The 13,806-nt window shown below is 38.7% G+C and carries 16 protein-coding genes; 12 read left to right on the forward strand and 4 right to left on the reverse strand.

Annotation, left to right across the window (positions count from 1 at the left end; genetic code table 11):
- Positions 1-215: 215 nt before the first annotated feature.
- From Q1R07_RS12655 to Q1R07_RS12665, 3 genes are read left to right on the forward strand one after another with little or no spacing between them, the layout of a single operon-like run.
- Positions 216-3,059: a PAS domain S-box protein gene (locus Q1R07_RS12655; RefSeq protein ID WP_300490821.1), complete on the forward strand. Its 2,844-nt coding sequence runs from the start codon at positions 216-218 to the stop codon at positions 3,057-3,059.
- Positions 3,056-3,460 carry a response regulator gene (locus tag Q1R07_RS12660; RefSeq protein WP_300490824.1) on the forward strand — a complete coding sequence of 135 codons (405 nt, stop codon included), beginning with the start codon at positions 3,056-3,058 and terminating at the stop codon, positions 3,458-3,460. The genes Q1R07_RS12655 and Q1R07_RS12660 overlap by 4 nt, the downstream gene beginning before the upstream one ends.
- 38 nt (positions 3,461-3,498) lie before the next feature.
- Positions 3,499-4,074 carry a pentapeptide repeat-containing protein gene (locus Q1R07_RS12665; RefSeq protein ID WP_300490827.1) on the forward strand — a complete coding sequence of 192 codons (576 nt, stop codon included), beginning with the start codon at positions 3,499-3,501 and terminating at the stop codon, positions 4,072-4,074.
- Positions 4,075-4,076: 2 nt separating this feature from the next.
- On the opposite strand, the gene Q1R07_RS12670 is transcribed toward Q1R07_RS12665, so the two are convergent.
- A complete protein-coding gene (locus tag Q1R07_RS12670) occupies positions 4,077-4,808 on the reverse strand; it encodes a biotin--[acetyl-CoA-carboxylase] ligase (protein ID WP_300490830.1) in 732 nt (243 codons plus the stop codon).
- A 93-nt stretch (positions 4,809-4,901) separates the two neighbouring features.
- On the opposite strand from Q1R07_RS12670, the gene rsfS reads away from it, so the two are divergent.
- From rsfS to Q1R07_RS12710, 8 genes are all read left to right on the forward strand, one after another.
- Positions 4,902-5,276, forward strand: coding sequence for a ribosome silencing factor (gene rsfS / locus Q1R07_RS12675; RefSeq protein ID WP_136401933.1), 375 nt, complete (start codon positions 4,902-4,904; stop codon positions 5,274-5,276).
- 15 nt (positions 5,277-5,291) lie between these two features.
- Positions 5,292-7,229 carry an ATP-dependent zinc metalloprotease FtsH gene (ftsH, locus tag Q1R07_RS12680; RefSeq protein ID WP_300490835.1) on the forward strand — a complete coding sequence of 646 codons (1,938 nt, stop codon included), beginning with the start codon at positions 5,292-5,294 and terminating at the stop codon, positions 7,227-7,229.
- Between the two features lie 115 nt (positions 7,230-7,344).
- Positions 7,345-7,947, forward strand: coding sequence for a lactate utilization protein B/C (locus Q1R07_RS12685; protein ID WP_300490839.1), 603 nt, complete (start codon positions 7,345-7,347; stop codon positions 7,945-7,947).
- A gap of 1 nt (position 7,948) precedes the next feature.
- A complete protein-coding gene (locus Q1R07_RS12690; RefSeq protein WP_300490842.1) occupies positions 7,949-8,758 on the forward strand; it encodes a phosphatidate cytidylyltransferase in 810 nt (269 codons plus the stop codon).
- Positions 8,748-9,398 carry a phosphatidylserine decarboxylase family protein gene (locus Q1R07_RS12695; protein ID WP_300490845.1) on the forward strand — a complete coding sequence of 217 codons (651 nt, stop codon included), beginning with the start codon at positions 8,748-8,750 and terminating at the stop codon, positions 9,396-9,398. Before Q1R07_RS12690 ends, Q1R07_RS12695 begins: the two co-directional genes overlap by 11 nt.
- A gap of 2 nt (positions 9,399-9,400) precedes the next feature.
- Positions 9,401-9,673 (forward strand): acyl-CoA-binding protein, encoded by a 273-nt coding sequence (locus Q1R07_RS12700; protein WP_300490848.1) that lies wholly within the window; start codon positions 9,401-9,403, stop codon positions 9,671-9,673.
- A complete protein-coding gene (locus Q1R07_RS12705) occupies positions 9,670-10,458 on the forward strand; it encodes a superoxide dismutase (protein WP_136401939.1) in 789 nt (262 codons plus the stop codon). Before Q1R07_RS12700 ends, Q1R07_RS12705 begins: the two co-directional genes overlap by 4 nt.
- A gap of 57 nt (positions 10,459-10,515) precedes the next feature.
- The gene (locus Q1R07_RS12710; RefSeq protein WP_300490851.1) at positions 10,516-10,905 is read left to right on the forward strand and encodes an AraC family transcriptional regulator; all 390 of its coding nucleotides are present in this window, start codon (positions 10,516-10,518) and stop codon (positions 10,903-10,905) included.
- Here Q1R07_RS12710 and Q1R07_RS12715 read toward each other — a convergent pair.
- From Q1R07_RS12715 to Q1R07_RS12725, 3 genes are read right to left on the reverse strand one after another with little or no spacing between them, the layout of a single operon-like run.
- On the reverse strand, positions 10,902-11,483 hold the full coding sequence (locus tag Q1R07_RS12715; protein ID WP_300490854.1) for a YdeI family protein: 582 nt from the start codon (positions 11,481-11,483) through the stop codon (positions 10,902-10,904). The genes Q1R07_RS12710 and Q1R07_RS12715 overlap by 4 nt on opposite strands.
- A 15-nt stretch (positions 11,484-11,498) precedes the next feature.
- A complete protein-coding gene (locus tag Q1R07_RS12720; RefSeq protein WP_300490857.1) occupies positions 11,499-11,966 on the reverse strand; it encodes an SRPBCC domain-containing protein in 468 nt (155 codons plus the stop codon).
- A gap of 1 nt (position 11,967) precedes the next feature.
- Entirely contained in the window at positions 11,968-12,288 is a 321-nt protein-coding gene (locus Q1R07_RS12725) for a metalloregulator ArsR/SmtB family transcription factor (RefSeq protein ID WP_300490947.1), read from the reverse strand.
- A 412-nt stretch (positions 12,289-12,700) separates the two neighbouring features.
- Between Q1R07_RS12725 and Q1R07_RS12730 the strand changes: the two genes are divergently transcribed.
- Positions 12,701-13,786 carry a hypothetical protein gene (locus Q1R07_RS12730; protein ID WP_300490860.1) on the forward strand — a complete coding sequence of 362 codons (1,086 nt, stop codon included), beginning with the start codon at positions 12,701-12,703 and terminating at the stop codon, positions 13,784-13,786.
- Positions 13,787-13,806 lie beyond the last annotated feature (20 nt).

Genomic DNA, 13,806 nt, shown 5'->3' on the forward strand with positions numbered 1-13,806 from the left:
CGCAACTGAATAGCGCATCTGATTACGGCTCAGAAGGTTACAGGTTTGAATCCTGTCGAGGTCACAACATCAGCTCATCTTTATGATGAGCTTTTTTTTTATTCAAATCAAACTTTTGTTGTGAAATAATGAGTATTTTGCAATTTTTATAATTCATTTATTCACATTTTTTATAAATTTATAAAGTTTTAACACCCATCCCAAAGGCAACTCCAATGAATCTGGATAAAAAAATTACAATTCTCATCAGTTGGTTTTTATCAAGACCAAAAACGACTGGGATATTGGTCTTTACACTCCTCTTTTTAGTTTCGAATTTAATTCTTTTTTTACGCTATCAAATTATAAAAGAAAGCGAGCAACGTGAAATGAGCAGCATCCTAAACGTGGTGCACCAAAACATCGAACAATCGCTAAAAAACAGCCATATCAGCACGCTGACACTAGCCATGACCATTGACGACAATGGAAACCCTAGTAATTTTGACGAAATCGGCAAACAACTGGTAGACTCCAATCCGAATATTGATGCGGTAGAATTGGTTCCAAACGGAGTAATCAAATATGTTTATCCGTTAAAAGGCAACGAACCCGTTGTAAACTTCGACGTCCTAAATTCTCCTAAAGCCCGAAAATCGGCGATGAAAGCCATCAAAAACCGAAAAATATACTATGCCGGACCATTGGAATTAAAACAAGGCGGCAAAGGCATCGTAGGTTGGTTCCCGGTATTCAAGTCCAATAAATTCTGGGGATTCTGTACCGTTGTAATCAAGTTTAATACTTTTTTGGAAACGTCCGGAATTAAAACCTTTTCGACCGACAAATATTATTTTCAGTTTTCCAAAACGAATCCGGAAACCGGAAAAGAAGAATTTTTCCTTCCCAACAAAAAGAACTTCGCAAATAAAACCCATTTAACCGTTTCATTCCCCGACGGCGACTGGAAATTATACCTGATAACCACGAACAACTATTACCTGATCAAACAATTAATTCCGATTGCTATTTTAGCGATTGTGTTGTCACTGATTTGCGGGTTGTTTACCACAAGTTTATTAAAACGACCATCCGAATTACAACGTTTGGTACATTCACAAGCGCTTCGTTTGATGAAGAGCGAAATTAAATTCAAATCCATTTTCGAACAGGCCGCCATCGGAATTGCGCATATCGATTCCAACTCCGGTACTTTTATAGAAGCCAACGAGCGGTTTTGCCAGATGCTTGGTTACGAAACCAACGAAATCAGCAAAATGGATTATATGATGATTACGCATCCGAACGATCTGGAAAACGATTTCAAAAAAATGCGTCTTTTAAAAAGAGGTGTCATCCGCGAATTCGGACTTGAAAAACGTTTCTTCCACAAAGACGGCAATATCGTTTGGGCCAGTGTAACCATTACACCACTATGGTCGGTCGGTGAAAAACCAACGTCACATATCGGAATCATCGAAGACATTACCGACAAAAAAGAGGCGCAGGATCGTATCAAACGAAGTGAAAAACGTTTTAAAAGTTTATTTAACAACTCGCCGATTCCATTATGGGAAGAAGATTTTTCGGAAGTCAAAAAATACCTGACGGAATTAGGTCTGATAGATATGCCGAGAGAAGAAGTCGAAGCCTATCTGAAAAACAACATCGACGTAATCCGCAAATGTTTGTCATTGGTAAAAGTGATTGACGTGAACAACATGTGTCTTGCGTTACATTCGGTAAAAGACAAAAACATTTTAAAAGGCAAACTGAGTACCATTTTCGACGACGAATCCATTCCGATTTTCTCGAAACAACTTATTGCCATTACGCAACGACAAAACCATATTACAGGCGACTCCCAGATCAAATTCATGGACAACCAGTACAAACACATCCATTTCCGTTGGAGTGTGGTTCCGGAATATGAAAAAACACTGGAACGCGTTCTGGTTTCGACCGAAGACATTACGGAGCGTAAAAACTCCGAAGAAGTTATCTTAAAATCACAGCAGAAGATCGAATCTTTGATCAACACCATTGACGGTATTGTTTGGGAAGGCGATCCAAATACGTTTGATTTCACCTTTATCAGCCGAAAAGTTGAAGACATCCTTGGTTATACACCGGAAGAATGGCTCGGAACTCCATCTTTCTGGATCAATCATGTACATCCGGACGACAAAGAATGGGTTATTGCCTTTATGTCGCGTTACACCTACGAAAAAAGACAACACGATTTCGAATACCGTATGATCCGTAAAGATGGAGAAATCGTATGGTTACGCGATATCGTAAGCGTGGTAGTCGAAAACGATATAGCCGTAAACCTACGCGGTATTATGATCGACATCACAAAAGCCAAAATTGCAGAAATCGAACTCAACAACACGCTACACCTGGTAACCGAGCAAAACAAACGTTTGCTGAATTTCTCGTATATCGTTTCCCATAACCTGCGTTCACACACCAGTAACATCCAATCGATTTCCAACCTGATCGAATCGGCCGATACCGACGAAGAACGCGATGAAATGATTCAGTTGCTAAAATCGGTTTCTTCGGTGCTCAACGAAACGATGAACAACCTGAACGAGGTGGTAACCATCCAGACCAACATCAACCTGATTATAGAACCCTTAAATTTAAAAAAATACATTAACAAGACGCTGGACGTACTTCGGGAGCAATTAGTGAAAAACGATGTGATTATTCACAATGACGTCAACAAAGAAATCGAAGTTAAATACAATCCTGCTTATTTAGAAAGTATATTACTTAACTTTATATCGAATGCCATTCGATACGGACATGCCGAGAGGCAAACCGTAATTGATCTGAAATCCTACCAGGAAGACGGTAAAACCGTTTTGGAAATTTCCGATAACGGAATTGGAATTGATTTGGAGAAAAATGGAGAAAAACTATTCGGAATGTACAAAACATTTACCAACCACGCCGATGCAAGAGGAATAGGATTATTCATTTCAAAAAACCAGATCGATGCTATGGGAGGAAAAATAGTCGTTAAAAGTACAATAGACGAAGGAACAACTTTTAAAATATATTTCAGATGAACGCCCCAAAAAGTATCTGTATAATTGATGATGACCCCATTTATCAATTAATTACAAAGAAAATAATTGAGAAAAGTCAATTATTTAGTCAGATTCTGAGTTACAAAAATGGAAAAGTTGCTATCGACTCACTAAAAGCCATTCAAAGCGCCGAGGAATTTCCCGATGTTATCCTACTCGACATCGATATGCCGGAAATGGACGGCTGGGCTTTTATGAATGAGTTACAACGGATAGATTTCGGGTTTGGAAAAAAGCCTGCAATCTATATAGCCAGTTCCTCCATTGCTAACGAAGATCGTGAAAAAGCAAACAGTTTTCCCGAAATTGTAGGCTATTTATGCAAGCCTATCGATCGGGATATACTCGAACGAATTCATTTAGAAAACCCAAAAGACTAGCCCATGAACAAAAACCTACTTAAACACTAAATTTTTAAATGACCCACAGCGATTTTATATTTAACACCCCTTTTACCAACCAGCTTTTTTCCGAAAGCGAAATCAAATACAAAGAATTCGAAGAATGCACTTTTACCGATTGCGATTTTAGCAATTGTAATTTTTCGGGTGTGGTTTTTACCGATTGTATTTTTTACAACTGCAATTTTAAGGAAGCGCAAATCAATTATGTCGGTTTGCGAAATGCTGTTTTTAACCACTGCGATTTTACCGATGTAAATTTTGCCATGACCGATCAGCTGTTATTTGAATTTCACTTTAACGATTGTGTTTTGGATTACGCCAAATTTTATGCTTTAAAGCTCAAAAAAATGACGTTTACCAATTGCAGTATGATCGCAGTTGATTTTATGGCAACCAATTTAACGGAAGTTTTATTCGACAACTGTAATCTGCATCAGGCTGTTTTTACCGACGCTATTGCCGAAAAAGCCGATTTCCTGACCAGCTACAATTTTACCATCGACCCGGAAAAAACCAAACTGCGCAAAGCTCAGTTTTCAAAAGAAGGATTAAAAGGATTATTACAAAAATACGAAATCATTGTCCGGTAAAATCAGTACAATAATTTTACCTCTTTAATATCAAAAGTAGTAATGGAATCGTCCTCAAGGAGTACTTCAAGCTTACCGTTTGAAGTTACTCCCTGGATAATTCCCATAAAATGCGAACCATTATTTGCTTCAAAAGGCATGGGTATCCCCTTTTTAAACAACCTGTTGTCATACGACTGCCATAACAACGCATATTCTTTAGCCTGCAAAAGCGACAGGTTTCGTTTCAGATTTCTCAGTATAGCCAACATGACTGCCTCTTTGTCAAAAACCCTTCCGCAGATCGCGTAGAGCGATGAAGCCTTTGGTAGGTTCTCAAAATGCTCCTGATTTACATTCAATCCGATGCCTACTATCGAAAAAATCTCACCATTTCGTTTGATACTGTTCTCGATAAGTATGCCACTGATCTTTTTACTCTCTGCCAAAATGTCGTTTGGCCATTTAATCGCCAATCCGCCAATAGCAAATTCTTCCAGTCCTTCGATTATGCTAACCGCCACCGCTACATTCAAATGAAAAATAGCCTGAATATCCAATAGCAAATCCCGAACTAAAACACTAAAAGTCAAATTCTTACCCGATTCCACATTCCATTCGGCGCCCATTTGCCCCTTCCCTTTTGTCTGATGTTCTGCCACAACCACGGTAAAGTTTTCTACAAATTGTTTTGTCAGTAAATCTTTTAAAAAATCATTTGTGGAACTTGTGGCACCGAGTTTGATAATATTCATATAAATAAATAACTTTACTATCGCTAATCTTGTGTTAAGGTTCAAAAATAAAGACAAAATTTGATAACTTTGCGAAAATATATAAAATAATAAATGGCAAAAAAGGATAATATTAACAATGATGATCTGTTAGCTAACATCATTAAGGGAGTTGAAGAAGTAAAAGGTAATGATATAGATATTCTGGATCTAAGAGCAATCGAAAATACCGTATGTGATTATTTTGTAATTTGTAACGGTAATTCCAATACACAGGTTAACGCCATTGCCAATTCCGTACAAAAAATTGTTTCCAAGGAACTTAAAGACAAACCTTGGCATGTTGAAGGTGCCGAAAACGGAGAATGGATTCTTATGGACTACGTAACGATCGTGGTACATGTATTCCAGAAACACATCCGTGAGTACTACAACATCGAAAGCCTTTGGGGTGATGCAAAAATCACTTCTATCCAAAACAAATACTAAACATCCACATTTAACATGTCAAAAGATAAAAAACCAAATCCTTCTAAGATCAGAATTAGCCCATGGGTTATTTATGGGGCCGTACTTTTGATTTTAATTGCGATTCAACTTGTTTCAAGCGGAACGAATTTCCAGGAAGTAAAACCTACCTCGTTATCCCGTTTTTACCAATACCTTGACTCCGGTCAGGTCGAAAAAGTCGTTTTCAACAAAAGTACGGCTCAGGTATACTTGAACAAAGAAGCACTTAACAGCAAAACCCACGAAAAAATTGAGAAGAAAAACCTGTTAGGCAAAGACAATACAGGTCCTCATTATACGCTGGACATCGGTACCAACAGTGAACTTTTCCAAAAGAAACTGGAGGAAGCCCGTCTGGAAGGTAAATTAAAAGACTATTCCTCAGAGCCGGAAAGCAATTGGGGCGATATCTTGATCAACTTCCTGCCTATTATTTTGATCATTGCCTTCTGGTTATTTATGTTCCGAAGAATGTCAGGTGGCGGATCCGGAGGTGGTGGCGGACAGATTTTCTCAATCGGAAAATCCAAAGCACGTCTTTTTGACGAGAAAAACGACATCAAGGTAACGTTTAAAGACGTAGCCGGACTGGAAGGAGCCAAAGAAGAAATCCAGGAGATCGTTGAATTCCTTAAAAATCCTGAAAAATACACCAGTATCGGTGGTAAAATCCCGAAAGGAGCCTTATTGGTAGGACCTCCGGGAACCGGTAAAACCCTTTTGGCTAAAGCCGTAGCCGGCGAAGCACAAGTACCGTTCTTCTCATTATCCGGTTCGGATTTCGTAGAAATGTTCGTAGGGGTTGGGGCATCACGTGTACGGGATTTGTTTAAACAGGCTAAAGAAAAATCGCCTTCGATTATTTTTATCGACGAGATTGATGCCGTAGGTAGAGCCCGTGGAAAAAACAATTTCTCCGGATCGAACGACGAACGTGAAAATACCCTAAACCAGTTATTAACCGAAATGGATGGTTTTGGTACGAATACACACGTAATCGTATTGGCTGCAACAAACCGCGCCGACGTACTGGACAAAGCTTTAATGCGTGCCGGACGTTTTGACAGACAGATTTATGTAGACCTTCCGGACATCCGTGAGCGTAAAGAAATATTTGAAGTACACTTAAAACCGTTGAAAAAATCGGAAGAGCTGGATACCGAGTTTCTAGCCAAACAAACACCAGGATTTTCCGGTGCCGATATTGCCAACGTATGTAACGAATCGGCTCTTATTGCTGCCCGAAAAGGGAAAAAAGCAGTCGACAAACAGGACTTTCTGGATGCTGTAGACCGAATTGTAGGTGGACTTGAAAAGAAAAACAAAATCGTTACCCCGGAAGAAAAACGCGCTATTGCGATTCACGAAGCGGGTCACGCTACTGTAAGCTGGATGTTAGAACACGCAGCACCATTGGTAAAAGTAACTATCGTACCAAGAGGTCAGAGTCTTGGAGCGGCCTGGTATTTACCGGAAGAACGTCTGATTGTACGTCCGGAACAAATGCTGGACGAGATGTGTGCTACTATGGGTGGACGTGCTGCTGAAAAAGTAATTTTCAATAAAATTTCGACCGGAGCTTTAAGCGACCTTGAAAAGGTAACCAAACAAGCCCGTGCTATGGTAACCGTATACGGATTAAACGATAAATTAGGAAACATCACCTACTACGATTCATCGGGTCAGAGTGAATATAATTTCTCCAAACCATACTCGGAAGAAACGGCTAAAGTTATAGACAAAGAGATCTCCGATCTGATCGAATCCCAGTACAACAGAGCGATTCAGATCCTGAATGAAAACAAGGAGAAACTAAACCAACTTGCCGACATTCTGATCGAAAAAGAAGTAATTTTCAAAGACGACCTGGAAGCCATATTTGGACAGCGTCCGCATGAAAAAACAGAAAATGAAGTAGTTACTGAATCCTAAGAAAAATAATTATAACATTTTATACAAAAATCTTAATTCGATTGTAAAATTGAATTAAGATTTTTTTATCTTTGATTGATTTCAAGTGCAAAAAACAAAGATCTGACCTACTTTTATGAGTCTTTTTAAAAAACTTTTCGGCAGTGCGAATGATGCTTCAAAAGAGGAGAGAGAACCCGAATTGAGCCAATATCATCCAGAGATTGAGATGCCAATAGATGAGCAATTTACTTTCAATTTCAAAAAAAATGGAGGTAAGTTTTTGTATTGTGAAAATTTAACCGAAGTACACGAACAATTTGAGAATATTTTGGTAGAAAACGATTGGTTTGAAAGCGATGTCATTTGTTTAGAACCAAAACTCTACAGTCTGCTTGACGAAAATAAACTCAACTACAACAGTCCTAAAAATCCCAAGTTTTTATTTGCTTCCTGCGAAAACCTGATTGCCGACGAAGGTTCCATCCTTTTTTCATCCAATCAGTTACGCCAGAACAAACCCAACGATTTACCGTCGAATATCATTATTCTGGCTACAACCAGTCAGATTTTAGCGAATAAAAGCGATGGTCTACGGGAAATCAAACGCAAATACGATAAAGAATACCCAACCAATATCACCACTTTTAAATATTTCGAAAAAGCAAAAGAAGAAGATTTTCTACAGTATGGCAGTTGCCCTAAAAATCTGTATTTATTGCTTTTAGAAGATTTGTAGCATGCGGGAAAGTAGTATCAGGGCCCTTTCGGGGTTTATCTATATCGTCTTATTACTAACAGCTACTCTGTTTTCTGAAGTGAGCTTTACGTTGCTCTTCGGTATATTCTTATTGATTGCGGTAGTCGAATTCTGCAAACTAATCCACCTTAAAAACGGTTTACCAATTGTATTAGGACTTGGCGCCTATATTCTCTTTATTGTATTCCGCATCAATTCCTTTTATACCGATATTGCGATTTGCCTGGCAACACTGTTTGTTTCGGTAAATTTAATGATCGATTTATTCGGATCGGCACAACCGGTTCGCAGCGACAAATCGGCCAAATATGTAAAACTCTTCGGTTATATCATATTGCCGTTTATTTTGTTGATGAAAGCACCTTTTATTACCGGTAGCTTCACGCCCAATATCATTATCGGAATTTTTATCCTGATCTGGACCAATGACACTTTTGCCTATATCGTGGGCAAATCTTTTGGAAAAACCAAACTATTCGAACGCATATCGCCTAAAAAAACGATTGAAGGCTTTGTTGGCGGATTGGTTTTCACCATGATCGGAAGTTATATTATCAGTCAGTTTTTTACATTCTTCTCCCCTGTCACCTGGATCATAACCGGTTTAATCGTAGGCTTTTTCGGCACTATCGGCGATTTGGTTGAATCCAAATTTAAACGCACAGCCGGAGTAAAAGACAGTGGAAAAATTATGCCGGGACACGGTGGTATTTTAGATCGACTGGATAGTGTTATATTTGCAATACCGTTTCTTTATTTGTTTTATCAAATTTTAAATTATGTTTCATAAAGAAGGCTCAAAAATTATCTTAATCACAACCTTTTTGGTTGCTTTGACAGCTGTTTTAGCTGATGAATTTATCAGTATCCTATGGTTACAAAAAGTGGTGCAACTGTTAGGATTGGTTGTATTAGTACTTGTACTGCAATTTTTCAGAAACCCGAAAAGAATTGTAGACATCAACGACAATCACATTATTGCTCCGGTAGACGGAAAAGTAGTGGTTATCGAAGAAGTATACGAGCCGGAATATTTTAAAGACAAACGTCTTATGGTATCGATTTTTATGTCTCCGATTAACGTACACGTAACGCGTTATGCCGTAAACGGAGAAGTAAAATACAGCAAATACCATCCGGGTAAATACCTGGTGGCATGGCATCCGAAAGCCAGTGAAGAAAACGAAAGAACTACCGTTGTAGTAGAAAACCGTATTTTCGGAGAAATCCTGTACCGTCAGATTGCCGGTGCATTGGCACGACGAATTGTAAACTATGCTCAGGAAGGAATGCGCGTCGTTCAGGGAACTGATGCCGGATTTATTAAATTTGGATCGAGGGTGGATTTATACTTACCTTTAGGTACCGAAGTGACTGTAAAATTAAATGAGAAGGCTGTAGGCGGCAAAACGATCATTGCAAAAAAATAATAATGTCCGATTCTAATTTAGATACGCAATTCCAGGAAGCCTTTGAAAAAGCTTCCAATATGACGGAGAATTTACCTCAGGATGTCATGTTGCGTCTCTATGCCTATTACAAACAGGCGCTATCCGGAACCAACAGACTCAAGCAACATCAGGAACCTCAGGATTTAAGGGATGCTTTTAAAATGAATGCCTGGATGCAGGTACGTCATTTATCGCCCGATGATGCTAAAAAATTGTATATAGAAACCGTAAATTCAATAATTAATAAGCCATGAAAAATTCTAAAATCCTTATTGCCGGTTTCCTTTTTTCGACCTTGCTTTTTTCTTGTAAAGATAAAAACAAGCTGGAAGAGGTAGTTGAAATCCCGGATCCGGTAGAACAGACAAAAACGGCAACACCGGTAGGTAATCCTGCGGATGTAAAAGCCGATCCCGGAACGTTCCAAATGAAAGGACTTCCGTATGCATATGATGCCTTAGCACCTTATATCGACGCTAAAACCGTTGAAATACACTATTCCAAACACCATGTTGGGTATGCAAACAACCTGAATAAGGCGATTGCAGGTACCGCACTGGAAAAACAAACCATTGAAGATATCCTGACCAAATTGGATATGGAAAACAAAGCGGTGCGCAACAATGCCGGTGGTTATTACAACCACAACCTGTATTGGGAAATTATGGCTCCAAAAGCCGGCGGTGAACCCAAAGGTGCCATAGCCGATGCGATTACCAAAACGTTCGGTTCGTTCGAAAACTTTAAAACACAATTTTCGGATGCCGGTGCCAAACAATTCGGTTCCGGATGGGCATGGTTGGTTGTAGACAAAGCTGGTAATCTTGTCGTAGGCAGTACGCCAAACCAGGACAATCCTTTAATGCCTAATGTAGGTATTTCCGGAACACCAATTTTAGGAATGGATGTATGGGAACATGCTTACTACCTAAACTATCAAAACAAAAGAGCCGATTATATCACAGCGTTCTTTAACCTGATTAATTGGGATGCCGTTTCAAAAAAATACGACGACGCGCAAGCTAAAATCAAAAAATAAAGTAAAAATCCGCTACACAGCGGATTTTTTAATTCCACACAAAACGGAATCATTCGTATGACAAAATTACCACTGAAATACAGTAACCGGAAAGAAGAAATTACCCTTGAATTTATCAATCAGGTCGATCGTCATATTGATAGCATTCTGGAAGGCCATAGCGACGTTATGTTCGAAATTAAAGACATCGCGTCCCTTATGTGTATTCATCCGGTACATCTTAGCACTACCATCAAACTGCAAACCGGTAAATCGCCCTGTTATTTCTTCGAAAAACGGATCATGGACGAATCCAAACGTTTGTTGGCCATTCCGGATAAAACCATAGCCGAAATTGCCGCACTACTCACCTTTGATCCTTCGAATTTTACCAAGTTTTTTAAACGGTTTGAAAACATCACCCCGTCGCAATACCGCAATACCCTAAAAGCAATCGCACAGGATTAATCGTCGATACCCTTTCCCCTATAGATATTCGGCAGGTATTTTTCAATTCGCGCTTCTCTTGTTTTGGATTGTTTTGCCTGAGAAAAATAAAACAAATAGGCCCGTTGACGTCCCGGAGTTAAGGCCTCAAACGCACTTTTTAAAATCGGATCCTCATCCAGTCGCTGTTGAAATTCTTCCGGTACTGCATAATCCGTTGTTTCTTTTAATACCACCTTTGCACCCGATGCTTCAATTGCAATTGCTTCGTTGATATACGCTACAATTACCGGTTCCAGTTTCCGGATGTCGTCACTATTCGTAAACCGCAACTGTCGTGCCGACTGTACATTTTCGGTTTGCTGAATTAAAATTCCTTTAGGATCCTTAAGCAGTACGCCTTTATGAAACAACAGCGCACAATAGTCCTTAAACTCGTGGATGAGTACTACATTTTTCCCGGACAAGGTATAACACGGATGCATCCATTTATAATCTTCTACAAGGCGATTCGATTCCAGTACGATTTCCCGCAACAACGTCATCTCTTCTTTCCATTTTGTAGCCTTATCTAAAAATTGATCAACTTTTGGGTTCATGGTATAGCGATTTCGTTATGATTGTAAAGAGGCAACAACTTCTTGTAATCGATTGTGTGCCCAGTTTAATCCCTGTGCAAACGGCATTTGTACTAATTGATCCCGAAAGGCCTCCGATTTAAAAACAATTTGCATTGTTAACCGACTGGTTTCGTTTGTTAATGCTTCAAACTCAAAAAACTCCAACTGAACCGGAAAAGTACTGTTTTCCATTTCGAAAGTTCGTGTAATTCTTTCATTTGGAACGAAATCGAGAATGACCCCGTTTGCCCCAAATACCACTTCCCCATTTCGGTTGGTTTCAAACCGCCAGCTACCGTGCTTTCTGTTTTCCAGCTGTATTACGTTTGTTCCCATCCATTGCGCCACAATTTCAGGATCTTCATAGGCTTTAAAAAGCAATGCCACCGGTAATTCAAATTCGCGCGTGATCAGGAGCTCCTGCTTACCCTGTTCGGCCTGGATTTTCGTTTTCAGTTCCATCTTATTTGGTTTTATAGTTTTTCATTATCGTTTCTAATGCGTTAAACCTATCGTCCCACATTTTTCGGAACGGCTCAATAAAATCGGCTATGGCTTTCATTTTTTGAGCGTTTAGGTGATAATAAATCTCTCTTCCATTTTGCTCCGGTCGAAGGAGCTCGCATTCCGTTAATATCTGTAAATGCTTGGAAATCGTAGGTCGTGCCGAATCAAAATTTGACGCTATGGCTCCGGCAGTCATCGACTGTGTGGTTACCAGCATCAAAATTGCCCTACGCGTCGGATCGGCTATAGCCTGAAATACATCTCGTCTTAAATTCATCATGAAGTCATTTGACTACAAATATAAGTGTAGCCACTTAACTACACAAATAAAAATATATTTTTTTTATACAGTTCAAAAAAATTACATTCATTCCGTTAAAAAATACTAGAGCAATAACGAACTGTTATATAACAATTTACGAGTCGATTAAATCCTAAATTCATTAGCAATTTATAACACGGCATAAATTTTATTGTATTTTTTAAAAAAATTGTCACAAACCGAAGCAACCAAATCGAAAAAACAGTGTCTATTAGTTTTACCATACTTTTTACACTGTTATAATTTTAAAAAAATCTGCTGTCTCGGCAGATTTTTTTTATTTAAGATCAAAACAACACTGTTAATTTTGACAAATAATTGGCTTTGTCAAAAAAATAATGGATTTTTGAAAATTAATTGACAACAAATGAGATCAACCTTTACCCTACTTTTACTTTCATTTTTATTAATCGCCTGTAAGAAAGACGAAAATCAAGCCGAAACCGAAGCCGAAATCGTAAACAACTGGAAAGACTTTAAACTTTCCGATAATGTAAAAACCGTAACCGAACAATCCTTTCTTTTGGTAAACGGACAAAAAGCCAAACCCGCAACCGAAAATCCAAACAGTTACAATACCGCTCTGGAATTTAGTGCTGGTGGAAGCCTGATTCACGAAAAGAAAAACCTTATGGATGGCAGTTTATTGGAAGAAACGACCTTTACCAACAAAGACAAAAAACTATTGGTATCGCAATATGTAAGTCCGGGGAAGGCTTTTACAACTAAATATTCATGGGACGACAATGGTAACAATACCATCATAACGCGTAGAAACCCGGAGGGAATGCAGTTGGAAAAAACACTAAACACCTTTATTAAAAACCAACGTGTAGAAGTACGTCGATTTGACGATAAAGACAATCAGATAGACCGAAACACTTATTTATTTGGCACTAACGGTAAAATCCGTGAGGAAAAATCATTTCTTCGTGAAGCAGCCGTACAATATATCACAACCTATACGTACGATAGCAACAACAATTTGCAAACCGAACAGCGTTTGAATTCGGACTATAAAAGACTGTATACGATCAATAATAAATACAACACTAAAAATCTATTGCTTCAAACCGAAACGTTAAACAAAGACAACGCATTGGAATATTCGGAAGTACGTACTTTTGATGCGAAAGGCAACATGACTTCCAACCGAATTTATGATGGTTTTGCAGACGGAAAAATTTTAGAAGAGTTTAAATACGACAAAAACAACAATCTGATCGAACGCAAAGAAATCGTGAACCAGCAAATAACATCACATCAGTTGTTAACCTACGATGATCATAACAATGTGACGTATGAGAAAACAGTTGGCAAAGACGGAAAATTAGTTGTTGATCGTAAAGTACGTTACGAATACGACAAAAATGGAAACTGGATCAAAAAGACCATTACCATAGACAACGAACCAAAATTTGTAGTCGAACGTAAGATAACCTATTATAAATAATTAAAAAGGGAGCTTTAAGC

Origin of the sequence: Flavobacterium sp. (assembly GCF_030146175.1) — a bacterium.
GTDB lineage: Bacteria > Bacteroidota > Bacteroidia > Flavobacteriales > Flavobacteriaceae > Flavobacterium.